Source organism: Sphingomonas sp. CFBP 13603, from assembly GCF_014892665.1.
Lineage (GTDB): Bacteria > Pseudomonadota > Alphaproteobacteria > Sphingomonadales > Sphingomonadaceae > Sphingomonas.
Genome location: NZ_JADBIA010000001.1, coordinates 327474 through 352263 on the forward strand (window position 1 = coordinate 327474; position 24790 = coordinate 352263).

The window sequence follows — 24790 nt, forward strand, 5'->3', positions numbered from 1 at the left end:
AAAAGTAATGCGGTTGATCTTACGCTGCGAGCGCCGTCGGAATGCGCGGGGTTGCAGGCGGTGTCAGCAGCAGGACGGAGGGCGTCGCTGTGGGATCGAAGGCGCGGAGGTAGAAATGCCCCGTGCCGGCCAGCCCCAGCATCAGGCTCGGCGACTCGCTGGCGCCCGGCGTTCCCGATGGCCAGGGGCGGGCGGGTGTGGCGTAGGTATCGATACCGTGTCGGGCGATCTCGTCGACGAGCGTTCGCGCCTCGGAATCGCCGCTGGCCTGGGCCCAGCTCAGGAACAGCTCGGCATCACCCGCCGCGCCGTGGCAGAGCGAGTAGTTGCAGCTGGTGCGGGCGAGCTGGCCGATCACCGATCGCGCAGTGATCCGCAACGCGGACTGGATCGCTGGCCGCATGGTCGCGTCACTGGTCAGTTCGAAGGCGCGGATGCGGGCGAGGCCGATACCGACTGCGCCGTGGCACCATGCGGCGGGGGCGACACCGAGCGGCTTGCCCGCGTCGTGGCTGCGTAGATCGGGCCATTGATCGCTCGGGGTGTCGAACCAGCTATCCTCATAGGCGAACGCCGCACGGCCCGCGGCGGCGAACCGATCGTCGCCGGACACGGCGGCAAGTTCGAGCAAGGCCCAGCCGACGCCGCCGGCACCGTGCGACAACCCGGTCAAATTGGGGCGGCGTTGCGCACGGAAGTCGGCCACCAGATCGTCCGCCAAGCTTGAGAGATCGACCAGTTCGGCCATCTCGCCCATCGCGTTCCAGGACAGGCCGCGGTCGCTGGGTTCCGATGCGTCGAGCAGCCATTCCCCGGCGACGATCGCGGCGTCGGTCAGCGATGGCGCGGCGTGCGCGGCGCCCAGCGCGAGCAGCACGGGGATCGTCCCTGCGTTACCGGACATCACGTCGATCGCGACGCGACCCTCGGGGGACAGTGCGACGGCGTGGTGGACCGTCGCCAGACCTTGTGCGTGCAGATCCTCGCGATCGAGCGCGGCTCCGGCTTCCATCGCGGCGTAGCCGATCCCGAGAAAGCCCGTGTAGAACCCGCGGTGCAGGGCGTCGGGAATATCGGCGGCGCGGTCCAGCGCATGCGCGATCGCCCCGCTCGCGGTGCGCGCTGCGAGAGGATCGCCCGTCGCCCGGTGCAGGCGTGCGAGGAACAGTCCGATCCCCGCCGTACCGTCGTACAGGGTCGGGCCCATCGTGCCGCAGCCGAGCATCTGCGTGCCGGTGAAATCCTCGTGCACGGGACCAAACCAGTTGCACCGTGCGCCGTCCCACATCGCCTCGCGCGCGAGCTTGGTGCCGATATCGAACGCGGTTTCGAGATAGAGGGGGTTCATGGTCAATGCACCGCCTGCTGCGAGAGGACCGGAGGAACGTCGTACCGATCGTCCGAACCGGCGTTGAGCCACAAGGCGTCGGCGCGCAGGCCTGCCTCCGCGATCTTGCGAGCCAGCGTTTCGGCGAACACGGGAGCCCCGAACCTACTTTCGGTGCGCGAGGCGGCGAGCGCCTGCGCGACCAGTCGGCTGCGCGCCATGCCGAAGCTCTCGCGGTTGCCCGGATCCTCGGCAAAGCCCAGTCCCGGCGCCAATTGTCTCGCGAACAGCGGCACCGGCGCGTCCAAATACGCGGCGAAGGCGGGGTAGTTCGCGAGGAGGATCGTCGATACCGCGGGGAACAGGTGCTGGGCCACGTAGAGGACCGCATTGTCGCGGCGGACGTAATCGGCGCTGCGGACGACGATCTTGAGATCGAACGGTATGCGGTAGCGGTTGAGCAGCGTGGTCAATCCGGCGACCAGGTCGACCGCGCCGCCGATCCGCACGTTCCAGTAGAAGCGGACGATCGGCGCAAGATCGTTCACGTCGCGAAACGCTTCGCCGAACGCGTAGTAGAAGCCGGCCTGCGCGGTGGTCGAGCCGCCCGCGATCTGCACCGCCAGCGGACTTCCCCTGCGCATCGGCATCACACCGTCGACGGCGAGGAACTGGCCGGGCGCGAACCGGCGCGTGCGGCCATGGCGCATGGCGATCACGCTGCCGTTGGTGTCGCTGCCGCTGAAGATCCAGCCCTGCTCGGTGCGCGATCGGCTGGTATTGGCGCGTTCGAGTGCCACCGTCAGGTCGACCGGCTCTGGTGCGGTGGCGGCGGCATCGTCCTGCGGGAACACGCGGGCATAGGCGTGCTCGTACACCACGGGCATCAACGTGGTCGCCATCGCGTCTTCGGTCGCGGGGCCGCTCAGGCGCCCCACCGGACTGTCGTCGAGCAGGATCGCGCCGTCGTCGCCGATCCGCAGCGCCGCGACGAACGCGCCGAGATCGATCGCCGTGCCGGTCACGCCGCGATCGCCTGGTGGCGTGCATCTGGTGCGGGATCGACGATACCGAGCAATTCCTCCGCCACCCGGTCGGGATCGGCGAGAATGTTGAGTGCGGTCTGCGCGAGCAGGATCGCGGTGGGATCGGTCGCCTGGCTCCACGCGCTGCGTTCGAACGCGGTGACCATCATTCGCGCGGCCATCATGCCGATGCACCGCGTCAGGAAATCCGCGGCGTCGTCGCGATAGGCGGCGCTAGCAGTGATGTACGCGGTCCAGAATGCCGAGGTCGCGGGCTGGACGGTCGCGAGCGGTACGGCGGCGCCCGCGAACAACGCGGCGGGGTCCGTTCCGGCGGGCATCGAGCCGATCCAGAAGGCGAGGTAGGATTGGAGCATGCTGCCGACGTCCCAGGCTGCGTCGCCGATATCGGCCAGCTCCCAGTCGATGACGTACAAACGTCGGTCGGCCAGCGCGTCGCCCTTGGGCGCGAGCAGGCAATTCTCCCAGCGCATGTCTGTATGGATCAGCGTATCGCGCTTCCACCCGTCGCGCAGCGCGCCCAGCATCGTACTCGCGCCCGGCGCCGCGAGCAGGATGTCGACCAGCGCCGAGGCGGCCGGGCTCCGTCGCATGCCGCTCAGGTCCGCTTCGCCGTGAAGGCGCAGGATCCAGGGCGATTGTTGCGGAAACAGCGCGGCTTGCGGCGCGCCTTCGACGAAGCGGATCGCGTGATAGGTGGATAATGCCGTCCCCAGCCGTGCGGCGAGATCGACCGGACACGTCCCGAGCTTCTTGTGCACGGCGGTCAGCGTCTCGCTGTTCGGGATGAGATCGTTGATGAGTATGCCCTGCTCGGCATCGTAGAGTCGGAAGCGTGGCAGCAGATCGCGCAACGGGCGCAGGCGCTCGTCGCCGAACGCGCCGCGATAGACCTCCCGCTTCCCGCGCGATCGTCTCGCGCGTGCCGGGTTCGCTCTCGATCGCCTGCTTGATGAAATAGGCCGGGCCGTTCCGCTGCTTGAGCATCACGAACCGGTTGCGGCTGCGGCTCATGGCCAGGACCATGCCGCCATCGACGATCCCGGCGCGGTCGATCAGGGCCTTGCCGGTCAGATACCGTACGAGATTGCGGGTGACGATCGGGTCCATGCGGCCTGCCATATGCGAGGAAAAGCGCGAAGAACCGCCGACCCGAGAAGGGCCGGCGGCCTTCGACGGTCGATCAGAAGGTGCAGCCCGCCGACCACATCACGTGCTTGCAATCGAGTTCGACCTCGGCGACCTGCGGCTGGCCGGCAAAGGTGCAGCCCGCCGTCCACATGACGTGCTTGCACTCCGTAGCCGCCACGCTCTCCTCGGGAACGGCCAGCAGCGTGCAGGCCAAGGTCGTCAGGACATGTCCGCAATCCGCGACCGATTCGGCGGCCTGGAACGTGCACCCCGCAGTCCACAACACGTCCTTGCAGCCGGGCTCCGCATCGGCCGAACCGGTCTGCTCGGCACCGAGCGTACAGGCGAGCGTCGTCAGGACGTTGCCGCAGTCGACCGCGGCTGCCGGTTGCGCCGCGCCCAGCGTGCAGAGCGTCGTCGTCAGCAACTGTACGCATTCGACGGCATTCTGCTGCTGGCCGGCGAAGGTGCAGCCTGCGGTCCACATGACGTGCTTGCAGTCCGCGCTCTGTACACCGCCGCCGGCACCGGGCGGGATCGGCGCGCACCAGGTCGGCCGTGCGGTGACCAGCGTGACGCACATGGCATCGCTTGCCGCAGGAGCCTGAGCCTCCAGCGTACAGGCAAGCGTGGTGAGGACGTTGCCGCACTCCGCGCCGTAGCCGCCGGCAGCGCCCTTTTGCTGCGCGCCGAGCGTACAGGCGAGCGTGGTGAGCACGTTGCCACACTCGGCAGCCACAGCTTGGGGGCCACCGAAGGTGCAGCCCGCGGTCCACATCACGTCCTTGCATCCCGGGGCAAGAGCAGCGGCGGGGGCGCCGGCACCGAGACCCGCGACGACTGCGTCGACGCCGACCGTGCAGACGATCGTACCCGTCACGATCGCGCAACCGACATTGACTGGGCTCCCGCCGCCATGGCGTTGCTGAACGAGCCCCCCGAGATAGTTCTGAGCATAACCAGTCATAGCGCCTTCTCCTTGTTGCCGGATGATCCGGAGCGATCAGGCGATCATGCGGGCATCCGCCCCGAACACAGGTCGCCGCAGTCGGCGGCATGTGAAGGTGCGCCGAGTGATGAACCTCGAAATACTTTCGAGTATATGTGATCAGTAAAGGCTGGGACCGTGAAGCGGTTGGCGGCCGAATGCTATTCGATCATCGCCTGAGACAAGGAGCATGTCCCAACACCCCGCCCTCAACGCAGTAATGATCTTGTTCGGGATGTGCGACAACTAGGGATTGACCCAAAACGGACGGTCTCTGGTGGACTGTATCCATATCAGACGAAGCGCATGACTAGTCGATGCCGCCGCTTCGTCAGCGCGATGTGCACTCAGGTAAACGCGGCGACAAGTGGAGGCCGTCGATCGGCACAAGAGTTTGGCAATGTGAGAGGTGCAGCCCAGCGACGATCGGATCGGATCGATGCGGCTTGCTGGCTGGGAAGCTGGTGACCCCTACGAGAATCGAACTCGTGCTTACGCCGTGAGAGGGCGTCGTCCTAACCGCTAGACGAAGGGGCCGTTAGCAGATGCGGGCGTCTACGGAAGGCGGCGGCAGGCGTCAAGACGCTTGCCGCACTTTCCTGCGGCGCCCGCATATTTATCAGGCGGCGACCTTCTTGCGCTCGGCCATTTCCTCGTTGAGCATCTCGGCCAGCAGGAAGGCGAGCTCGAGGCTCTGGCTGGCGTTGAGGCGCGGGTCGCAGTGCGTGTGGTAGCGATCGGCGAGGCTCTGTTCGGTCACGTCGACCGCGCCGCCGGTGCACTCGGTGACGTTCTGCCCGGTCATCTCGGCATGGATGCCGCCGGCGTGCGTGCCTTCCGCGCGGTGGACCGCGAAGAACCCACGGACCTCGGCGAGGATGCGGTCGAACGGGCGCGTCTTGTAGCCGTTGGCAGCCTTGACGACGTTGCCGTGCATCGGGTCGCAGCTCCACACCACCGGATGACCCTCGCGTGTGACGGCACGGACCAGACGGGGCAGGTTCGCCTCGATCTTGTCGTAGCCATAGCGCGTGATCAGCGTCATCCGGCCGGGCACGCGGCCGGGGTTGAGCGTGTCTAGCATCCGCAAGAGCGCGTCGGGCTCGAGGCTCGGGCCGCACTTGATGCCGATCGGGTTGCCGATGCCGCGGAGGTATTCGACGTGGCTGGAGCCCTCGAACCGCGTGCGATCCCCGATCCAGAGGAAATGCGCGCTGGTGTCGTACCAGTCGCCGGTCAGCGAATCCTGCCGGGTCAGCGCCTGCTCGTACTGGAGCAGAAGCGCCTCGTGGCTGGTGTAGAAATGCGTCTGCGCGAGCTGCGGCACGGTCTCGGGATCGATCCCACAGGCGGCCATGAACTCGAGCGCTTCGCCGATCCGGTCCGCGGTCTCGGCGTATTTCTTCGACCAGGGGCTGCGACCCATGAAGTCGTGCGTCCAGCGGTGGACCTGGTGCAGGTTCGCATACCCACCCTGTGCGAAAGCGCGCAGAAGGTTGAGCGTCGCCGCCGACTGCGAATAGGCGCGGATCATCCGCTGAGGGTCGGGCGCGCGCGATTCCGCGGTGAAGGCGATATCGTTGACGTTGTCGCCGCGGTACGACGGCAGCTCGACGCCGCCGATCGTCTCGGTATCGGTCGAGCGCGGCTTGGCGAACTGACCTGCCATGCGGCCAAGCTTCACGACGGGGAGCTTCGATGCGAAGGTCAGGACGACCGCCATCTGGAGGATGACGCGGAACGTGTCGCGGATGTTGTTCGCGCTGTGCTCCGCGAAGGACTCGGCGCAGTCGCCGCCCTGGAGCAGGAACGCCTTGCCGGCTGCGACTTCGGCGAGCGACGCGGTCAGGTTGCGGGCTTCACCGGCGAAGACGAGCGGCGGAAAGGTCGCGAGCTGGTCGGTCGCGGCGGTCAGCGCTGCGGCGTCGGGATAAGTGGGGAGCTGCCGCGCTTCGTGACGTGTCCAGCTGTCGGGGGCCCAGTTCGCGGCCATATCATGTCGTCCGATTGGTGAATTGTGACGATGGCAATGCGCGAAAACGCCTTTTTGCGCAACGAAGTAAAGCTTGAAGGCGCTGCGATCAGTATTGGCAGGCCGGTCCGGTCATTTCCGTTCTAAAAAAATTATGGCGTCATCACTGTCCATTTGGCATGGGCAGCGGATGGACATGCCCATGCGTATCATCATCGCGTTTTCGATCATCGCCGGCGGAATGGTGATTGCCGTACCGGTCCTGATCATCACCGCGCGCCGTCGCCGCGCCGACAAGCTGCGCCGCCGCGGCATCAAGAGCTACAATCGCAGCTCGGGCGCTACCAACGGTCAATAGCCTGCGTCGAGGTCGGCGACGTTCTTCATCGGCGTCCCTGCGAGGAAGGCATCGAGGTTTTCGAGGAACAGCGCTGCCCCTCGCTTGAACATCGTCGTCTGGCTGCGGCCGGAGAGATGCATCGTGACGATGGCGTTGGGCGCCGACCATAGCGGATGCTCGGCAGGAAGCGGCTCCGGGTTGGTCGGATCGAGGACTGCGCCGGCGATACTGCCATCGGTCAGCGCGGCGATCAGCGCGTCGTCGTCGATCATGTCGCCTCTGGCGATATTGATGAGCCAAGCGGATGGCTTCATCGCTGCGAGTTCGTTGCGGCCGATCATCGCGTGGGTGGCGCCGGTCGAGGGCGCGGCGAGGATGACCCAGTCGAAATCGCCAAGACGGTCGCGCCACGCGTCGGGTGTGATCGTGCCCTCGCGGCCGGTGCGCGTGACCCCGGTGACGTCGACCCCGAACGCGGCCAGCCGGTCGCCGATCATGCGGCCGATCGTGCCGTAGCCGATGACGAGCGCCTTGGTGCCCGCCAGTTCGACCTTGCCCGGCGCATCCTTGAGCCATTCGTGGCGATCCTGCGCGCGCACGACGGTGTCGAAGCGCTTGGCGGCGACCAGCACGCCCATCACCGCATATTCGGCGACGGCAACGGCGTTGATACCGGCGCCGTTGGTCAGCGTGACGTCATTGTCGCGCAACGTCTCCAGCGGAAACGCATCAAGCCCGGCATAGATCGTCGAAACCCATTTGAGATTGGGCCCGGCCTTGCGGATCGCGTCTGCGACCAACTCGGTCGGCTGCATGTCGACCCACGCGATGTCCGCATCGGCGATCATCGCGTTGGCCTCCTCCGGCTTGGCGAACCAGACGGCTTCGAGGTCCGCAGGCAGATGCGGTTCGAGGAGAGGGCGGGCGGCGGCGGGGAGGACGGCTTTCATCCGAGGAACATCGTTCGGCCGCCCACCAAGTCAAGGCGTGCCAGTCGCCTCGACCGGGATCTTCCAGTCCCATCCGAGCGAATCGCCATCCATCACCTCGACGCCGGCGGCCGCCAGCTCGTCGCGGATCGTGTCGGATCGCTCGAAATCCTTCGCGACTCTTGCCTCGCGTCGGGCGGCAAGGTGTTCGGCGATGGTCGCTTCGTCGATCGTCGCCGATACCGGCCGGATGCGCAGGTCTTCCCGATGGATCGTCGCGAGATCGAGCCCGAGCACGGCGTCGAAATCCATGAGTGCCGCGATGCGGTCCGCCGGCGCGACGCGCTTGTCAGCCAGCAGTTCGTCGAGGATCGGGAGCGCGCGCGGCGTGCCCAGATCGTCCGAGATCGCCGCATCCAGCCGTTCGCGATAGGCGGAGGCGCTACCCGAGGGGCCGCCCGGCTGCCGCGCCCGCAGCGTCTCGACGGTCATCGCGAGCCGTTTCAAGCGCGTCTGTGCCGCCGCCAGATTCTCCCACGAGAATTCCAGCTCGCTACGGTACTGCGCCTGGAGGCACATCAGGCGGTAGGCGAGGGGGTGGAAGCCACGGTCGACCAGCGTCTGGAGCGTGGTGAACGCACCGCCCGATTTCGACATCTTGCCCGAGCGCTCGACCAGGAAATTATTGTGCATCCAGATGTTCGCACCGGTATCCGCGCAGTCGCAATGCGCCTGGTTCTGCGCGATCTCGTTGGGGTGGTGGATTTCGCGGTGATCGATCCCGCCGGTGTGGATGTCGAAATGCTCGCCCAGATACTGCTTGCTCATCACCGAGCATTCGAGATGCCAGCCCGGCGCGCCGCGGCCCCAGGGTGAATCCCATTCCATCTGGCGGTTGTCGCCGGGCGCGGACGTGCGCCAGATCGCGAAGTCTTGCGGGTGGCGCTTGCCCTCGACCGGATCGATACGGCTCTCGCCCGCATCGTCCTGCGAACGGGCGAGGCGGCCATAGTCGGGAACGGTCGAGGTGTCGAAGTACAGGCCGTCCGCAAGCTGGTAGCAATGCTTGTCGGCGATCGCCTTGCCGAACGCGATCATGCCTTCGATGTGATCGGTGGCGAGCGGGAATTTGCATGGTGGGCGGATGTTGAGGTCGTCGAGGTTGCGCTTGAAGGCGTCGGTATAGTGCTGGGCGATCGCCCAGATATCCTGGCCGCTGGCGCGCGCCGCGGCCTCCATCTTGTCATCGCCGACGTCGGCATCGGAGGTCAGGTGCCCGACATCGGTGATGTTGATGATGTGGGTGAGCGGATACCCCTTCCACGTTAGCACGCGACTCAGCGTATCGGTGAAGACGTACGCGCGCAGATTGCCGATATGCGCGTAATTGTAGACCGTCGGGCCGCAGGAATAGATGCCGACATCGGTCGGATCGATCGGCTTGAACGTCTCGATCTGTCGTGTGAGGCTGTTGTATAGCGTAAGGGGAGTGCGGGTCATGCGCCGCTCTTAGCGACGCGGGAGCGGTCTCGCAAAGATACTCCAGGTGTTCGCGACCTGCGGGCCCCTTGCGACCGGTCTGCGCGAGGCGTGGCGTCGCAACGTCAGCCTTGAAACGCATGCCCTCCCCTGATAGGGGGCCCAGTTCATGCGGCGCGGACCTATTCGCGACGGCAAAAATCTATTCGACCGGAGCTTAACGGGTTTATGCAGATCATCGTACGCGACAATAACGTCGACCAGGCCCTCCGCGCGCTCAAGAAGAAGCTGCAGCGCGAAGGCGTGTATCGCGAGATGAAGTTGCGCCGGCACTATGAGAAGCCGTCCGAGAAGCGTGCGCGCGAGCGTGCAGCAGCGATCCGTCGTTCGCGCAAGCTCGACCGCAAGCGCGCAGAGCGCGACGGCGCACGGTAAGATTTGGTCGGCCACGCCCGGCGGACGGGTAGGCCGATAGGTTCGGGGGTGTCGTGATCGGCACCCCTATTTGCTTTCCAACGGCACGCGCGGCGCTCCGGCGTGACCAGATGACCGGGGCTTGATCCGATGTCGACCGTCACCGCAGTGCCGCTGCAGCCTACGAAGCGCAGCTACCTCGTCTATCTCTGGGTGGGAATCGCGCTGGCGCTGATCGCCGCCGTCGCGCTGGCACGTCAGGGCGACGATCCCCTGGCGCGCAATGCGCGTGCAAAGGGTGTCGTCGTGACGGCGTCCGGTCTGCAGTACAAGGTGATCGCGCCCGGCAAGCCCGGCGCAGCGAAGCCTACCGATGCAGACGTGGCGCTGGTGAACTACGAGGGCAAGCTGCTCAACGGCACGACCTTCGACAAGTCGCAGCAGCCGACGCCGATGCCCGTGACCGGCGTCGTGCCTGGGTTCTCCGAGGCACTGAAGCTGATGCCGAAGGGTTCGAAGTATCGCTTCTGGATGAAGCCGTCGCTTGGCTATGGCGACAAGGCGACGGGGCCGATCCCGGCGAACTCGACCCTGGTGTTCGATGTCGAACTGCTTGACTTCCTGCCGCAGAGCGTCGTGCAGCAGATGCAGGCGCAGGCCCAGATGGGGCGCGGCGCGCCGGGTGGTATGCCGGGCGGCGCTCCGGGTCAGCCGCAGCCTTAATCGGGCGCGCGAGCGATACGGGGAGCTTGGTCGCTCGTATCGCTCAAGAGTTGAGACGTGCAAAACGCGCCCGCGGTCCGCTGCTGGCGCGTTTTTGCGTTTATGATATCTGGCAGGTCGATCCTTGGGGCGGGTCGGTGGCGCAGCCCTGTGGCGCGTAACGGTCTCGTCATGCTGCTGGCGGTCAGTGCGCGGCATCCCTGCAGGATGGCGATCAATCCGGACGGTCGTCCGAATGCCGGAGGGGAGTGTCTGTTCGATTGGTGGCTGGCGCTGTTGCCGTGCAGCATCGGAAGGCTGAGTCCTCCGCCGACAACGCCGCATTCGTGCCGGTGCTCGGCGAGTCGCAGAGGCTCGAACTTCCAGTGAACCTTGTGCGGCAGGCAAAAAAATAGCGGCCCGAAGACCGCTATTTCTCGAACTAAAGTCGTAAGACTTAGTTGCTGTCCGAATCGTCGTCGTTGTCAGCAACGATAACGATACCGGCGATAACTGCAGCTGCTGCGAGAACCGCAACGATGATGCCGCCGCCAGCGAGCTCGTTCTTGTCAGCCGAAACCGAACCCGAGCGAACCGACTTAGCAACCGACAGGCTGGCCGGTGCTGCCATGGCCGGAGCAACTGCCATCGTGGCTGCTGCTGCGGTCAGGAGATACTTCCCAAGACGCATAATAAACTCCCTTTGTGCTCGTCAGCTTGGCATTGGCATGAAACCACCACCAAGGCAACCGAGGTCTAGAAAACCGCGCAAAGTGTTCCGCGCTGTTGCCGCGGCGCAACACGCGCCGCTGCCCGTTCGTTATAGCGATCTGCAATCACGGGAGAAGTGGCAGTTTGCCGACTGTAAGATATTCCCGGCAGGCCGATTAGTGCGCTTCCGGCACGGAGGCGGTTTGCAGCGTCCAGGTCTCGGTCCCCTCGAGTCCGAGCGCCGTCAGCCGACCGGACGAATAGGCGCCGGTGTCGATACCGATCCGGTGGCTGCGTCGCTCGATCTCGTCGGTCATCGTGTGCCCGTGGACGACGATCTTCTCCAGCGCGGACCGGTGATCGAGGAACGGGTCGCGAATCCAGCGCAGGTCCGAGGTTCGTTGCAGGTCGAGTGGCGTATCGGGGCGAACGCCGGCGTGGACGAAGGCATAATCGCCGATCACGATCATGTCCTCGAACGCCCGCAGGAATTCCTGATGCTCGTCGGGTACGAGTTGCTCGATGCGCCGCGAGAACGCCTCGTAATCGAGCTGGTCGTATTCCGTGGCATCCATGCCGTAGCTCAGGATGGTTTCACGCCCGCCGATGCGACAGAACAGCCGGAGCGCCTTGGGTTCGCCGTCGAGCGCGCCGAGAAATATCTCTTCGTGATTGCCCAGCAGGAAGCGGACGTCGGACCGTGTCGCGTCGAGTCCCCGAAGGCGATCGATCACGGCGGCGGAGGCCGGCCCGCGGTCGACGATATCGCCCAGGAAGATGAGCGTCGTTTCCGCTGGCCCCCGGGCAATCTCATCGGCTTCGATCAGGCCGATCAACTGGTCGAGCAGGTCGGCGCAGCCATGGATATCGCCGACTGCATAAACGCGTCGACCCGTGGGAATAGTCGGGAGGTTCGCCTTGGCTACGCTACGAGACTTGAAAAGCTTTGAAATCATGCTGCTATCGATGGGGAGGGAAACATGTACGGGGCCTGATCGGAGGTCTGGTCGCATAAGGCGTAATGCAACCCGTCGCAACGCATCCCCCGATCACGTGTACGATGGGTCGCACTCGGGGCACGGCCATACGGCATGACGCGGCGGTCGGCGATGGCTAAGGGGTGGCTATGTCGATGCCCATGACCCTCCGCCTGTTGCCGTTCCTGATGCTCGCGGCGACGTCGCCTGCGGATGCCGTACCCGCGGACGACGCCCCCCAGCCGGCGTTCTTCGAGGCATTGCGCGCCGCCGATCTGCGGCTTGCGACGATCGCTTACCGCCTGACGACGGCGAACGCCGCGCTCTGCGATCAGCTCCAACCGCAGATCGGCATGCCGATCCACGCGCTCACGCAATATGCCCCGGCCGCGCGCAAGGCCGCCGCGACGACGTTCCGATTCGGCGCGACGATCGGCGTCGAGGCGGTCGTTGCCGGTGCGCCCGCGGATCGCGCCGGGGTTCGCGCGAACGATTCGATCGTGGAAATCGAGGGCAAGGCGCAGCCGGATTTGCCGAGTACGGACGCGCCGGAGAATGCGGGGGCAAGAGATGCGGCGGAAGCGGCGATCGCGAATGCTCCGGTTGCGCGGCCGGTGCGGATGACCTTGCTGCGGGATGGCCAGCGCGTTCCGGTCGCGATCCAGCCCGTCGCCGGATGTCGATCACGGTTCGAGATCCTGCTCGGCAGCGGGCTGGATGCCAGCGCGGACGGATTCGTCGTGCAGATCGGCGAGAAGTTCTTCGAAGGCTATAGCGATGCGGAGATCGCGGTGATCGTCTCGCACGAACTGTCGCACAACATCCTGCGGCACCGTGCGCGGCTCGACGCGGTGAAGATCAATCGCGGGATGCTGGCGGAGTTCGGGCGCAACGGCCGGCTGATTCGCGAGACCGAGGACCAGGCCGACCTGCTCGGCATCTACCTTCTCGCCAATGCCGGCTACGATCCGATGTCCGCGCCGAAATTCTGGCGCGAGAAGGGGGGCGACATCGACGGCGGGCTGTTCCGCAGCCGCACGCACGGATCGTCCAAGGCGCGTGCCGAGGCGCTCGAAGCCGCCGCGCGTGACATTGCGGCGACCCCGGCGCGGCCGATCATTCCGCCGGTACTCGCGACCCGGAACGTGCCGCTTCGCTGACGCCTAGAAGACGGGGCGGCGCTGATCGGGCCAGATGCCGCGTGTATCGAGCACCGTCTTGTCGGCGCGTTCCTCCAGCGGGATCGACTTGAAGACGTCGTGATCGACCAGCACGACCATGATCGGGCAAGTCTCGATCGCGGTGTCGACGTCGATCAGCGTCGCGCCGGTGCCGGCGAACGCCGTGGGCAGGGTCTTCGCATAGGGCTCGACGATCCGCACGCGGTCGCCGAAACGCTTGGCCACGGCGTGCGCGACCTTCAACGCCGGGCTTTCGCGGAAATCGTCGATGTTCGCCTTGAAGGCGAGACCGAGGCAGGCGACCGGGGCATCCGGCGTCGCCTCGACCAGGGCAGCGACCTGCGCGATAACGTGGTCGGTCTTGCCATCGTTCACTTCGCGCGCGGTGCGGATCAACGGGGTCTGATCGGGCGCGGCGTGGACCAGGAACCACGGATCGACCGCGATACAGTGGCCACCGACGCCGGGGCCGGGCTGCAGGATGTTGACGCGCGGATGACGGTTGGCGAGGCGGATCACCTCCCACACGTCGACCCCCATCGTGTCGGCGATCAAGGACAGTTCGTTGGCGAAGGCGATATTCACGTCGCGAAACGCGTTCTCGGTAAGCTTGGTCATCTCGGCAGCGCGCGCGGTGGTCGTGACGCAGGCCCCGCGGACGAAGCGTCGGTAGAAGGTCAGCGCTTTCCGCGCGCACCGCGGAGTGATCCCGCCGATCACGCGGTCGTTGTCGATCAGTTCGACGAGGATCCGACCGGGCAACACGCGCTCCGGGCAATAGGCGATGGCGATGTCCGCCTGCTCGCCCGCACGGCCGGGAACGCGGATATCGGGACGGAGTTTGGCCAGGACGTCGCGAACCTGTTCGGTGGTGCCGACCGGCGAGGTCGATTCGAGGATGATCGTGTCGCCGAGCTTGAGTACGGTTGCGATCGTCGACGCAGCTTGCAGGACATAGCCGATGTCGGGTGCGTGGTTCTCGTCGAACGGAGTGGGTACGGCGATCACGAACACGTCGGCGGGTTCGATCGTCGTCGAGGCGCGGAGCGTACCGCGCGCCACCACGCCGGAGACGAGACCGTCGAGGTCGACCTCCTCGATATGGACGCGGCCCGAATTGACCGTCTCGACGACCGAGTCGGTGACGTCGACGCCAAGCACGCGCGCGCCCGTCCGCGCGATGATCGCAGCGGTCGGCAGGCCGATATAGCCGAGGCCCATGACGACGACGGAGAGTTCGGTATCAGACAGCATGCTGGGCGAATCCCTTGGCGATGATTTCGGCGATCCTGGCGGCCGCATGGCCATCCCCGAACGGGTTGTGCGCACGCGCCATCGCCGCATAGGCGCTTCTGTCGTCGAGCAGCGTGAAGATTTCGGAAACGATGCGGTCTTCGTCGGTGCCGATAAGTTTCGCGGTGCCGGCGGCGATGCCTTCGGGACGTTCGGTCGTTTCGCGCATGACCAGCACTGGCTTGCCGAGTGCGGGTGCTTCCTCCTGCACGCCGCCCGAATCGGTCAGCACGATCTCCGCCATCCCGAGCGCGCGGACGAAGTGCGGGTAATCGAGCGGCTCGATCCGCGCGACGTTGGCGCGGTCGCCGAGAATATCGTCCATCACCGAGACGACGTTCGGATTGGGGTGGACCGGGAACACCACGGCGACGTCGTCGCGCTCTGCAATCCGACCGATCGCGCGCGCGATGGCGGCCATGCCGTCGCCGAAATTCTCGCGCCGGTGCGTCGTGACGAGGATGATACGCTTGCCCGCGAACCGCGCGACGATCTCGTCGAGCCCTGCAGCAAGCGCCGGATCGGTAGCTACGCGGTCGGCTGTCCAGTGGAGTGCGTCGATCACGGTATTGCCCGTGACGTGGAGCGTGTCCGCCGCGATCGTCTCGCGGCGCAGCGCGTCCGCCGCGGTTTCCGTGGGGGCAAAGTGCAGCGTGGCGATCGGCGCGACGATGCGGCGGTTCACTTCCTCCGGCCAGGGCTGGTAGATGTCGCCCGATCGAAGCCCCGCCTCGACATGCGCGACCGGCACCTTGCGATAATAGGCGGCGAGCGCACCGGTCATCGCGGTCGCGGTATCGCCTTGCACCATGACGAGATCCGGCCGTTCCGCGTCCATCACTTCGCCGAGCCCGACCAGCAGGCGCGCGGTAAGCCGGTCGAGCGTCTGGCCGGGCTCCATCAGGTCGAGATCGATGTCGGGCGCGAGATCCGCAATCGCGAGAACCTGGTCGAGCAATCCGCGATGCTGCGCCGTGACGCAGGTGCGCACAACAAGGCCGGGCATTTCGGCCAAGGCGCGAATGACGGGGAAGAGTTTAATCGCTTCGGGACGCGTGCCGAATATGACGAGGATCTTTGACATGGAACCTCTGTAGCCCAGCGCGTTTAAAGAGGCGCTAACCGGCTGCGACGTTTCGCTGATCGGGCAGCCCGATTTGCACGGACCCGTAACGACCGGTAAATGGTGCAGTGCAACCAAAGACCTCGAAGACAACACTGGGAGCTCCGAATGACCATAAAGCCACTGCGCAAGGCCGTCTTTCCGGTCGCTGGCCTCGGCACCCGCTTCCTGCCCGCCACCAAGGCGATGCCGAAAGAAATGCTGACCGTCGTCGACAAGCCGCTGATCCAATATGCTGTAGAGGAAGCGCTCGAGGCCGGGATCGAGCAGATCATCTTCGTAACAGGTCGCGGCAAGGGCGCGCTCGAGGATCATTTCGATATCTCGTACGAGCTCGAAGACACGATGCGTGCACGCGGCAAGTCGCTGGATGCGATCAGCCATATCCGCATGAAGCCCGGTTCGCCGGTGTATGTTCGTCAGCAGGAGCCATTGGGCCTCGGCCATGCGGTATGGTGCGCACGCGAGATCGTCGGCGACGAGCCGTTCGCGGTGCTGCTGCCGGACGAGCTGATGGTCGGCAAGCCCGGCTTCATGAAGCAGATGGTCGAGGCGTATAACCAGGTCGGCGGGAACGTGATCGGCGCGCTCGAAGTCGCCGATTCCGAGACCGACAAATACGGCATCATCTCGCCCGGCGCGATCGATGGCCGGCTGACCGAGGTGAAGGCGCTGGTCGAGAAGCCCAAGCAGGGCACGGCGCCGTCGAACCTGATGATCCCGGGCCGCTATATCCTCCAGCCCGACGTGATGCGGATCCTCGAGAACCAGGAAAAGGGTGCGGGCGGCGAGATCCAGCTGACCGACGCGATGGCGCAGCTGATCGGCAACCAGCCGTTCCACGGGTTCACGTTCGACGGCCAGCGCTATGATTGTGGCGACAAGGCCGGGTACATCCAGGCAAACCTCGCGATTGCGCTGTCGCGCGCCGATATCGGTCCGGCGGTCCGTGAGTTCGCGAAGGGCCTGTTGGCGGGCTGAAGCCGCCGTACTTCCAGAATTATGCCGCGCTTGCAGTACCGCAGGCGCGGCACCCTGGATCCTTTGGCAGGCGGATCGAGCGGAAGCGCAGCGCGAGCAGGTCCACCAGCAGCAATTTGCCGGCGGGGTCGTCGCCGAACGGCGCGATCGCGCGGAGGACTTCGAGCGCGGCGAGACTGCCGAGGACCCCGGTGACTGGCCCCAAGACGCCGTCCTCTGCGCAGCTGGTTTCGGCGCGTTCCGGGTCTTCGCCGACGAAACAGCGGTAACATGGCTTGTCCGCTTCCCAGCCGCGATACGTCGCGAGCTGCCCTTCGAACTGACCGACCGCCGCCGAGACGAGCGGGATTTTTGCGGCATATGCCGCGTCGGCGACGCAGAACCGCGTCGCGAAGTTGTCGCAGCCGTCGAGCACGACATCGGCGCCCGCGAGCAGGCTCGTCACGTTCGAAACGTCGATCCGAACGCGGTGCGTGTCGACCGCGACGTACGGGTTGATCCGCTGCACCGCAGCCGCCGCCGCCTCGACCTTGGCGATACCGGTATCCGCCGTGGTGAAGATCGTCTGGCGCTGCAGGTTCGACGGCTCGACCGAATCGTCGTCGATCAGGATCAGTCGGCCGACGCCTGCTGCGCCCAGATACTGGATCGCGGGCGAGCCGATCCCGCCTGCGCCGACGATCGCGACGGTCGCCGCCTTCAGCCGCGTCTGGCCGCTACCGCCGAATTCCTTGAGGACGATATGGCGCGCATACCGAGTGAGTTCGTCGTCGGAGAGGATCATGCGCCCCAGGCGAACGTCAGGCTGGTGCGGTACCAGGTGTCGGAGTCCGTATCGACCGCGTCGATCGAATCGCGGGCGCCGAGGATCACGCCGGCGGCATATTGCTCGACCGTCGGGCAGTCGATCGCGCGCGGCGTGACGCGGCGGACGCGACCATCGGGGGTCATCAACACGGCAAGATCGAGCGTCAGGCTCCAGCCCTGCATCGTCCTGATCGCCTTGACGCACCGCCCGGCCATCACTTCGCCGTGCACATAGGCGGAGGTGTTCGCGAGCGTGCTTGCCTGCTTGCGGATGCGCAGGACGGGCAGCGTGGTCCAGTCCTGCGGTGGCATTCCCGCCGTCGCCACGGTCGACGGCACGAGGATCGGCGGCGGCGCGATCGGCGCAACGGCCTGGGCCAGGAGGAGAAGTGCGGCGATCATCGGCCGGTCGATCCGAACCCGCCGATGCCGCGCGACGTCTCGTCCAGCGTGCCGACTTCGGCGAGCGTCGCGCGCAGGACGACCGCGGGAACGAGCTGCGCGATGCGGTCGCCCCGCGCGATCTCGAAGGGGTCCTGGCCGAGATTGGCGAGGATGACCTTCACCTCGCCGCGATAGTCGCTGTCGATCGTGCCCGGCGTGTTGAGGCAAGTGACGCCGTGCTTCAGCGCGAGGCCGGAGCGGGGGCGGACCTGGACCTCATGGCCGACGGGGATGGCAATCGCGAAGCCGGTCGCGACGGCGGCGCGTGCGCCGGGCGCGAGCGTCAGCGCTTCGGCGGAAACGACGTCCATCCCGGCGGCACCCTCGGTCGCATAGGCGGGCAACGGCAGGCCTTCGCCGTGCGGCAGGCGCTTCAGTTCGATACGGATCATGACACAGCTTCTAGCGCATCGGCAATGCGGTCCGCCAGTCGTGCGGCGACCGCGTCCTTGGGCAGGCGCTCCCAGCTCTCGACGCCGGCTTCGGTGACGAGGTGAACGCTGTTGTCCGCGCCGCCCATGACGTCGCCCGAGACGTCGTTGGCGACGATCCAGTCCGCGGTCTTGCGCACGCGCTTGGCGGCGGCGTGCTCGAGCACGCGCTCGGTCTCGGCGGCGAACCCGATCAGCAGGCGAGGACGGTGCGGGCTGCACGCCAGGGTCGCGAGAATGTCGGGGTTTTCCGCGAGCGTCAGCGTCGGCGTGGCATCGCCCTTCTTGATCTTCTGCAGGACGGATTCGACGTGCCAGTCCGCGACCGCGGCGACCATGACGGCGGCGTCGGCGGGCAGCGCGCGGTCGACTGCGTCGGACATCTCCCGCGCGGTCTCGACATCGATCCGATCGACGCCGTGCGGAGTCGGCAGCGTCACGGGGCCGGCGACCAGCGTCACGCGCGCGCCGAGCCGTGCCAGTGCCGCGGCGATCGCGAAGCCCTGTTTACCCGACGAGCGGTTGGCGATGTAGCGGACCGGGTCGATCGGCTCGTGCGTCGGGCCGGCGGTGACGAGGATGTGACGGCCCGTCAGGCGCTTTGGCAGGCCGGGGGCGAGCATCGCTTCGATCGCCGCGACGATCGCGGGCGGCTCGGGTAGGCGGCCGGGGCCGTATTCGCCGCACGCCATGATGCCTTCGTCGGGCGTCATCACCGTCACGCCGTCGGCACGAAGTTGCGCCACGTTGCGGACTGTCGCGGTATGGCCCCACATGCGGACGTTCATCGCCGGCGCGACCAGCACCGGTGTGTCGGTCGCGAGCAGCAGCGTCGTCGCGAGGTCGTTCGCGAGGCCTGCCGTCATCCGCGCCATCAGGTCGGCGGTGGCCGGCGCGACGACGATCAGGTCGGCCTCGCGGCTGAGCTGGATATGGCCCATCTCGGCCTCGTCCTTGAGGTCCCAGAGCGTCGTGTAGACCTTGTCCTCGCTGAGCGCGGCGAGCGTCATCGGCGTGACGAAATGATGCGCGGCCTCGGTCATCACGCACCGCACCGCGTACCCGCGCGTCTTCAGCAGGCGGATCAGTTCGGCGGCCTTGTAGGCGGCGATCCCGCCACCGACGATCAGGAGGATGCGTTTCATGCCGCTACCCTAACGGATAATGCGCTTCACGGTAATGCGCCGGGTATCGAGCGCCGCGGCGAACAGGTCGCGCAATCCGTCGAGCGCCAGCACCAGGCCGACCAGCAGCAAGGGGGAGACCAGCAACGCGCTCTGCGACGTGCCCGATCGGTCGAGCAGCGCGATCAGAAGCACCGCCAGCAGGATCGTGCCGAGGACACGCGGCGCGATGGCGTCACGCCATGTCGTCCATCCGAACAGCGCCAGACCGACGACCGGGCCGGCCACCCATAGCGGCGCATAATCGAGCATGGTGGCCGACGCGAACGCCGACACGACGCTGCCGGTACCGGCCGGAGCGTCTGTGCCCACCGCGATGTCGAGCGGCGTGACGATCGCAGCGACCGCATGGGCATGGAAGGCGAGCACGATCGCGAGCAACCCCAGCGCTGCGATCCAGCCTAGCGTCTCGTCGCGTCGGCGCTCGCGTATCGCAAACCCGGTCATCGTCACGATGTAGAGCACGGCGGCATCGCAGATCAGCGTCGCGGCGAGCCCGAACGCGACTGCGTCGATCCAGCGACCCGGTCGATGCACACCGAGCGACAAGGCTATCAGCAAGCCCGCCCAGGTCTCCGGTAAATTCGAGAGATCCGTTCGCAACAGGGGCGCTAGCCCGGCGAACAGCAGGACCGCGGCGAGCGTCCGTGCCGCGCGCGTCTTCAACGCGAGCGTTAGTCGCGCATACCAGGCCACCGCGACGGCCGCTGCAAGGCAATACAGCATCGTCGTGACGGCAAGGCCGGGCAACGAACCTGCCACGACGGCCAGCGTCGGCAAGGGGAACGCCGTGAACGGTTCGAGCGGATATTTCCCCGCGCGCAACGCATCGCCTGCGACAGCATAATAGCTGCCGCCGTGTCGTACGGCTTCGACGATCCCGGCATACAGGCTCGTGTCGGGCTGACCTAAGGGAGCCGAGACCGCCATCAGGGTGGCGAGCAGTACGAGGGAGACCAGCGCCAGCACAAGGCGTGCCGTGGGCTGCGACACCACCGCGAACCGGGATGGCAACGCAAGCCACCGCGGGGTCAGCGCGCGGCGCATCGCCCGACTTTCCCGCACTCGTCTCGTCGAAGCTCGACCCGGCGAATCACGTCAGAACGAACCAGGATCCCACGATCCCGGCGGCGGCGGCGAGTACGGCGACGAGGCCGTAGCGCCAGCCGCCGCCGATCCGGATCACTTCGATCTCGCGCAACGGCATCGTCGGCGGTGCGCCACCGGGGGCGGGGTAATGCGCCTCGATCCGACGGACCAACTCGGGGAGCCGGGTCAGCGTCTGGAAATCTGCGATCAGGCGGTCGGCGATCATCGCCTCGGGGCCGAGCTCGCCGCGGATCCAGTCGCGGACGAACGGCTCGGCGGCTTCCCACAGGTTGATGTCGGGGTTGAGGCTGGTCGCGACGCCCTCGACCATCACCATCGTCTTCTGCAGCAGCAGGAGATGCGGCTGCGTTACCATGTCGAAATCGCGCGTTATCGAGAACAGGCTGTCGAGCATCATGCCGATCGACATGTCCTTGACCGGCAGGCCGCGCATCGGCTCGCCGACGGCCCGCAGCGCGGTGGCGAATTCGGCGACGTCGTGGTGCGCGGGGACGTAGCCCGCCTCGAAATGGATCTCGGCGACGCGCTTATAATTGCCGGTGATGAGACCGTAGAGAATCTCGGCGAGCCAGACGCGTGCGCGCCGGTCGATCCGGCCCATGATGCCGAAGTCGATCGCGGCGATGCGATTGCCGGGCAGCGCGAACAGGTTTCCCTGGTGCATGTCGGCGTGGAAGAACCCGTCGGCGATCGCCTGGCGGAGGAACGCGCGGACCAATGTCTGTGCGAGCGCGGGAAGGTCGTAGCCGGCGCCGACGAGGGCGGGGCGGTCGGATAGCTTGATGCCGTCGATCCATTCGATCGTCATGACCTTGTTGGTCGAGCGCGCCCAGTCGATCGCGGGGATGACGAAATCGGGCTCGGCGGTCATGCCCTCCGCGAGTTCGGACGCGGAGGCGGCTTCGCGGCGGAAGTTGAGTTCTCGCAGGGTCCAGCGCTTGAACGTCTCGATCGTGAGGCGGGGGCGCAGGCGCATCGCTTCGGGGCTGAGCGCCTCGAGTTGTGCTGCGGCCCAGCTGTAGGTGTCGATCGCGCGCGCGAAATCGTCTCCTACGCCAGGGCGGAGGACTTTTACCGCGACCTGGCGGCCATCGGTGGTGACGGCACGGTGGACCTGCGCGATCGACGCGGCGCCGACCGGGATCGGTTCTATTCGCGAGAACAGCGTCTCCAGCGGCTTGCCGAAGCTCGCCAGCATCGCCGCCTCGATCGTCTCGTAGGGGACGGGGGAGAGCTGATCCTGCAACCTTAAAAGATCATGCGCGGCGTCCTCGCCGACGAGATCCGGCCGCGTGGCGAGCGTCTGCCCGAGCTTGATCGCCGCCGGCCCGATCGCCTGGAACGCATCCGCATAGCGCGGCACTGCCGGCACGCGCGCCCCGAACCGCGCGATCCGTGCGAGGCGGCGGACAGGGGCAGGCGTATTCGGGTCGCGCTCGATCCCGCGCAGTGCGCCGTGGCGAGCGAGGATGCGGCCCCATTTGAGGAGGCGCCAGACGTGGGTTGTGGACGCAGTCACTGGGCGAGGGCGTCTTGAGAAGGGTTTTGTTCACGCGAAGGCGCGAAGGCGCGGAGAGAAGGAAGAACTGGTTCGCGCAGAGGCGCAGAGGCGCAGAGGCGTGGCGCTACGCCGCGGATGCGGCTTTTCATAACCAACGTCAGGGCGTCATAGCGCTGATGCGCAAGAGCCGCCTTGGCGCCCTCGCGCCCACTTACTCTCCGCGCCTCTGCGCCTCTGCGCGAACAAATCTTCGCGCCTTCGCGCCTTCGCGTGATCACTAGATCTTCCACCCGCTGTGGATCGCGACGAGGCCACCCAACAAAGGTTCGACCTTCGTCTGCACGAAGCCCGCGTCCGCGATCATGCCCTTGAACTTGGGCATGTCGGGGAAGCGGCGGATCGATTCGATCAGGTAGCGGTAGCTGTCGGCATCCTGCGCCAGAAGCTGACCAAGCTTTGGGACCATCTTGTGCGAATAGGCGTCGTATACCTCTGCAAACCCGGGCCAAACGGTGGTCGAGAATTCGAGACAGTAGAAGCGTCCGCCACGCCGCAACACACGGTGCGCCTCGCGGAGAGCCTTCGGGATATCGGTCACGTTTCGGATGCCGAACGCGATAGTGTAGGCGTCGAAGAACTTGTCGGGGAAGGTCAGCGTTTCCGCATTGGCTTCGGTCCAGACGAGGCCGTCGATGCCGCGCTTCTGGGCGCGCTGCATGCCGACTTCGAGCATCTGCGGGTTGATATCGGCGACCGTGATCGAGGCACCCGACGGCTCCATGCGGAACGCGATGTCGCCGGTGCCGCCGGCCATATCGAGGATCTGCTCGCCTTCGCGCGGCTTTACGCGGCGGACGAAGCGGTCCTTCCACAGGCGGTGCATGCCGCCCGACATCGCATCGTTCATCAGGTCGTATTTGCCTGCGACGTTCGAGAAGACGCCGCCGACGCGGGCGGTCTTCTCGGTGGCGGGGATGTCTTCGTAGCCGAAGGAGACGGTATCGGGCGTGAGTGCGGGCGCGGGCGCGATCAAGTCGTTCATATCCTGCGCTCTAGCCGCGCCTTGTGGCGCGAGCAAACGCAACCTAGCTGCAAACCGTGCCAGAATTACCAGAAGTCGAAACCACCGTGCGCGGGCTGGAGCCCGTGCTGAAGGGCCAGCGCCTGACCTCGGTCGAGCCGCGCCGCGCCGACTTGCGCAAAGCGATCCCGGTCGACCTGCGCCAGCGGATGACCGGGGCGACCGTTACGCATCTGGGCCGCCGCGCCAAATACGGGCTGATCGATACCGATCGCGGCGATACGCTCGTCTTCCATCTCGGCATGTCGGGGCGCTGGCGAGTCGATCCGAGCGAATTGCTCGCGCATGATCATCTGCTGATCGGCACCGAGGCGGGGCGGACGGTCGCGCTCAACGATCCGCGGCGATTCGGCTTTCTCGATCTGTGGGCGAGCGATGACATCGCCAACTACCCGCCGTTCCTCAGCATGGGGCCGGAGCCGCTCGGACCCGACCTGACGGCGGCGTATCTGCTCGAGGCGCTCGAAGGGCGGGGGGCGTCGATCAAGGCGATGCTGCTCGACCAGCGAATCGTCGCGGGTCTCGGCAACATCTATGTCTGCGAGGCGCTGCACATGGCGAAGATCGCGCCGTCACGTGCGGCGGGGCGGATCTCGCTGTTTCGACTCGAGCGACTCGTCGAGGCGATTCGGACGGTGCTGACGGCAGCGATCCTGGCGGGCGGGTCTTCGCTCCGGGACTACGTCCGGCCGGACGGCGAACTCGGCTATTTCTCTAAGCAATGGCGCGTCTATGGGCGTGAAGGCGAGGCGTGCGAATGTGGCGCTACCGTGAAGCGGCGGACGGAGGGCGGGCGCTCGACGTTCTGGTGTCCGAAGTGCCAACGCGGTTGAGCCTATCAGTTGACGGGCCAGCACAAAGTGAGTAGGGCCGCGGCTTCGAGAGGGCGTAGGAGCAATCCGGCGCCCCTTTTTATTCATTCGAACATCCAGAGGGCTTCATGGCGAACACGCCGCAGGCGAAAAAGCGTATCCGTCGCAACGACCGTCGCGCGGAAGTGAACGGCAACCGCGTCGGCCGTATCCGTACCTTCATCAAGAAGGTCGAGGCCGCATTGGCGTCGGGCGACAAGGGCGCAGCGACCACCGCACTCGCAGCGGCACAGCCTGAGCTGCAGCGTGGCGTCGCCAAGGGCGTGCTGCACAAGAACACCGCGAGCCGCAAGTTCGCGCGTCTGACCAAGGCCGTGACCGGGCTCGCCTAAGCGAACCGTCATTGCCGAGTAGATTACCCGTCGGGAATTCCCGGCGGGTTTTTTGCGTCTGCGAATGGAACCGATCGGGAGTCTGCATAACCCCAGGATTCCCCGCGATTCGAGTATGCACAGATCAAGTCAGTCGATGACCAGATTCACAAAAAATGCGTAAAGACAGCCACTTATAAAAATATCGACGCATTTCCGGGGCTTGGTCAAGTCAAGCCGGTTTATTTCGAAAATGTGACGTGTCCGGGCCTTGCTCAACGCGCCGATCGCTTCATAACTGCCCCGACAGCGACGATGCTCACGACCGTGAATCACGGGGGCACGCATCGGCGCTTCATGAATAGGGCGAAGATGCCGGATGACCGTTGTGGGTCGTCGCGGGGGATCATTTTCTGTCGGAACTAAATCACCAGCGCGAGCGTCGCGCGGGGTCG

General features: G+C 66.1%; 25 protein-coding genes and 1 tRNA gene. 7 read left to right on the top strand and 19 right to left on the bottom strand.

Annotated elements, in window-relative coordinates; translation table 11 throughout:
* Positions 1 to 19 precede the first annotated feature (19 nt).
* From IFR23_RS01530 to IFR23_RS01555, 6 genes are all read right to left on the bottom strand, one after another.
* Complete coding sequence (locus IFR23_RS01530; RefSeq protein WP_244655417.1) at positions 20 to 1348, bottom strand: lanthionine synthetase LanC family protein; 1329 nt, start codon at positions 1346 to 1348, stop codon at positions 20 to 22.
* Between the two features lie 2 nt (positions 1349 to 1350).
* Entirely contained in the window at positions 1351 to 2352 is a 1002-nt protein-coding gene (locus IFR23_RS20495; RefSeq protein ID WP_192974422.1) for a T3SS effector HopA1 family protein, read from the bottom strand.
* Complete coding sequence (locus tag IFR23_RS01540; RefSeq protein ID WP_192974423.1) at positions 2349 to 3227, bottom strand: phosphotransferase family protein; 879 nt, start codon at positions 3225 to 3227, stop codon at positions 2349 to 2351. The genes IFR23_RS20495 and IFR23_RS01540 overlap by 4 nt, the downstream gene beginning before the upstream one ends.
* Positions 3228 to 3556: 329 nt before the next feature.
* Positions 3557 to 4471: a hypothetical protein gene (locus IFR23_RS01545; protein ID WP_192974424.1), complete on the bottom strand. Its 915-nt coding sequence runs from the start codon at positions 4469 to 4471 to the stop codon at positions 3557 to 3559.
* Between the two features lie 483 nt (positions 4472 to 4954).
* Positions 4955 to 5029 (bottom strand) — tRNA-Glu (locus IFR23_RS01550).
* Between the two features lie 82 nt (positions 5030 to 5111).
* Entirely contained in the window at positions 5112 to 6485 is a 1374-nt protein-coding gene (locus IFR23_RS01555; protein ID WP_056486578.1) for a class II 3-deoxy-7-phosphoheptulonate synthase, read from the bottom strand.
* 181 nt (positions 6486 to 6666) lie between these two features.
* Here IFR23_RS01555 and IFR23_RS01560 point away from each other — a divergent pair, with 181 nt between their 5' ends.
* Positions 6667 to 6822, top strand: coding sequence for a hypothetical protein (locus tag IFR23_RS01560; protein ID WP_192146641.1), 156 nt, complete (start codon positions 6667 to 6669; stop codon positions 6820 to 6822).
* Here IFR23_RS01560 and IFR23_RS01565 read toward each other — a convergent pair.
* Both IFR23_RS01565 and cysS read right to left on the bottom strand, forming a co-directional pair.
* Positions 6816 to 7754 carry a D-2-hydroxyacid dehydrogenase gene (locus tag IFR23_RS01565; protein ID WP_192974425.1) on the bottom strand — a complete coding sequence of 313 codons (939 nt, stop codon included), beginning with the start codon at positions 7752 to 7754 and terminating at the stop codon, positions 6816 to 6818. The genes IFR23_RS01560 and IFR23_RS01565 overlap by 7 nt on opposite strands.
* 30 nt (positions 7755 to 7784) lie before the next feature.
* The gene (gene cysS / locus IFR23_RS01570; protein WP_192974426.1) at positions 7785 to 9233 is read right to left on the bottom strand and encodes a cysteine--tRNA ligase; all 1449 of its coding nucleotides are present in this window, start codon (positions 9231 to 9233) and stop codon (positions 7785 to 7787) included.
* A 207-nt stretch (positions 9234 to 9440) separates the two neighbouring features.
* Here cysS and rpsU point away from each other — a divergent pair, with 207 nt between their 5' ends.
* The gene (gene rpsU, locus IFR23_RS01575; protein ID WP_055878578.1) at positions 9441 to 9647 is read left to right on the top strand and encodes a 30S ribosomal protein S21; all 207 of its coding nucleotides are present in this window, start codon (positions 9441 to 9443) and stop codon (positions 9645 to 9647) included.
* Positions 9648 to 9776: 129 nt separating this feature from the next.
* Positions 9777 to 10349, top strand: a complete 573-nt coding sequence (locus IFR23_RS01580) for an FKBP-type peptidyl-prolyl cis-trans isomerase (protein ID WP_192974427.1) — start codon at positions 9777 to 9779, stop codon at positions 10347 to 10349.
* A 436-nt stretch (positions 10350 to 10785) separates the two neighbouring features.
* On the opposite strand, the gene IFR23_RS01585 is transcribed toward IFR23_RS01580, so the two are convergent.
* Both IFR23_RS01585 and IFR23_RS01590 read right to left on the bottom strand, forming a co-directional pair.
* On the bottom strand, positions 10786 to 11019 hold the full coding sequence (locus IFR23_RS01585; RefSeq protein ID WP_192145176.1) for a hypothetical protein: 234 nt from the start codon (positions 11017 to 11019) through the stop codon (positions 10786 to 10788).
* A 196-nt stretch (positions 11020 to 11215) separates the two neighbouring features.
* Positions 11216 to 11995, bottom strand: coding sequence for a metallophosphoesterase family protein (locus IFR23_RS01590; protein WP_192974428.1), 780 nt, complete (start codon positions 11993 to 11995; stop codon positions 11216 to 11218).
* Between the two features lie 182 nt (positions 11996 to 12177).
* Between IFR23_RS01590 and IFR23_RS01595 the strand changes: the two genes are divergently transcribed.
* Entirely contained in the window at positions 12178 to 13176 is a 999-nt protein-coding gene (locus IFR23_RS01595) for a peptidase M48 family protein (protein WP_192974429.1), read from the top strand.
* Between the two features lie 3 nt (positions 13177 to 13179).
* On the opposite strand, the gene wecC is transcribed toward IFR23_RS01595, so the two are convergent.
* Complete coding sequence (gene wecC / locus IFR23_RS01600) at positions 13180 to 14451, bottom strand: UDP-N-acetyl-D-mannosamine dehydrogenase (RefSeq protein ID WP_192974430.1); 1272 nt, start codon at positions 14449 to 14451, stop codon at positions 13180 to 13182.
* Positions 14441 to 15574, bottom strand: coding sequence for a non-hydrolyzing UDP-N-acetylglucosamine 2-epimerase (gene wecB, locus IFR23_RS01605; protein ID WP_192974431.1), 1134 nt, complete (start codon positions 15572 to 15574; stop codon positions 14441 to 14443). Before wecB ends, wecC begins: the two co-directional genes overlap by 11 nt.
* A 147-nt stretch (positions 15575 to 15721) precedes the next feature.
* Between wecB and galU the strand changes: the two genes are divergently transcribed.
* Positions 15722 to 16594 carry a UTP--glucose-1-phosphate uridylyltransferase GalU gene (galU, locus tag IFR23_RS01610; protein WP_192145171.1) on the top strand — a complete coding sequence of 291 codons (873 nt, stop codon included), beginning with the start codon at positions 15722 to 15724 and terminating at the stop codon, positions 16592 to 16594.
* A 19-nt stretch (positions 16595 to 16613) separates the two neighbouring features.
* Here galU and IFR23_RS01615 read toward each other — a convergent pair whose 3' ends face one another.
* From IFR23_RS01615 to IFR23_RS01645, 7 genes are all read right to left on the bottom strand, one after another.
* Positions 16614 to 17378, bottom strand: a complete 765-nt coding sequence (locus IFR23_RS01615; RefSeq protein WP_192974432.1) for a HesA/MoeB/ThiF family protein — start codon at positions 17376 to 17378, stop codon at positions 16614 to 16616.
* Entirely contained in the window at positions 17375 to 17803 is a 429-nt protein-coding gene (locus tag IFR23_RS01620; RefSeq protein ID WP_192974433.1) for a hypothetical protein, read from the bottom strand. The genes IFR23_RS01615 and IFR23_RS01620 overlap by 4 nt, the downstream gene beginning before the upstream one ends.
* The gene (gene dut / locus IFR23_RS01625; protein WP_192974434.1) at positions 17800 to 18237 is read right to left on the bottom strand and encodes a dUTP diphosphatase; all 438 of its coding nucleotides are present in this window, start codon (positions 18235 to 18237) and stop codon (positions 17800 to 17802) included. The genes IFR23_RS01620 and dut overlap by 4 nt, the downstream gene beginning before the upstream one ends.
* Positions 18234 to 19421, bottom strand: a complete 1188-nt coding sequence (coaBC, locus tag IFR23_RS01630) for a bifunctional phosphopantothenoylcysteine decarboxylase/phosphopantothenate--cysteine ligase CoaBC (RefSeq protein WP_192974435.1) — start codon at positions 19419 to 19421, stop codon at positions 18234 to 18236. The genes dut and coaBC overlap by 4 nt, the downstream gene beginning before the upstream one ends.
* A 9-nt stretch (positions 19422 to 19430) precedes the next feature.
* The gene (locus IFR23_RS01635) at positions 19431 to 20507 is read right to left on the bottom strand and encodes a hypothetical protein (protein ID WP_192974436.1); all 1077 of its coding nucleotides are present in this window, start codon (positions 20505 to 20507) and stop codon (positions 19431 to 19433) included.
* 46 nt (positions 20508 to 20553) lie between these two features.
* Positions 20554 to 22089, bottom strand: a complete 1536-nt coding sequence (gene ubiB / locus IFR23_RS01640; protein ID WP_192974437.1) for a 2-polyprenylphenol 6-hydroxylase — start codon at positions 22087 to 22089, stop codon at positions 20554 to 20556.
* A 259-nt stretch (positions 22090 to 22348) separates the two neighbouring features.
* Positions 22349 to 23113, bottom strand: a complete 765-nt coding sequence (locus tag IFR23_RS01645; protein WP_056051226.1) for a class I SAM-dependent methyltransferase — start codon at positions 23111 to 23113, stop codon at positions 22349 to 22351.
* Between the two features lie 56 nt (positions 23114 to 23169).
* Here IFR23_RS01645 and mutM point away from each other — a divergent pair, with 56 nt between their 5' ends.
* Together mutM and rpsT are read left to right on the top strand one after the other, a co-directional pair.
* Positions 23170 to 23985: a bifunctional DNA-formamidopyrimidine glycosylase/DNA-(apurinic or apyrimidinic site) lyase gene (gene mutM, locus IFR23_RS01650; protein ID WP_192974438.1), complete on the top strand. Its 816-nt coding sequence runs from the start codon at positions 23170 to 23172 to the stop codon at positions 23983 to 23985.
* A gap of 107 nt (positions 23986 to 24092) precedes the next feature.
* The gene (gene rpsT, locus IFR23_RS01655) at positions 24093 to 24356 is read left to right on the top strand and encodes a 30S ribosomal protein S20 (RefSeq protein WP_031394736.1); all 264 of its coding nucleotides are present in this window, start codon (positions 24093 to 24095) and stop codon (positions 24354 to 24356) included.
* Positions 24357 to 24790: the final 434 nt, after the last annotated feature.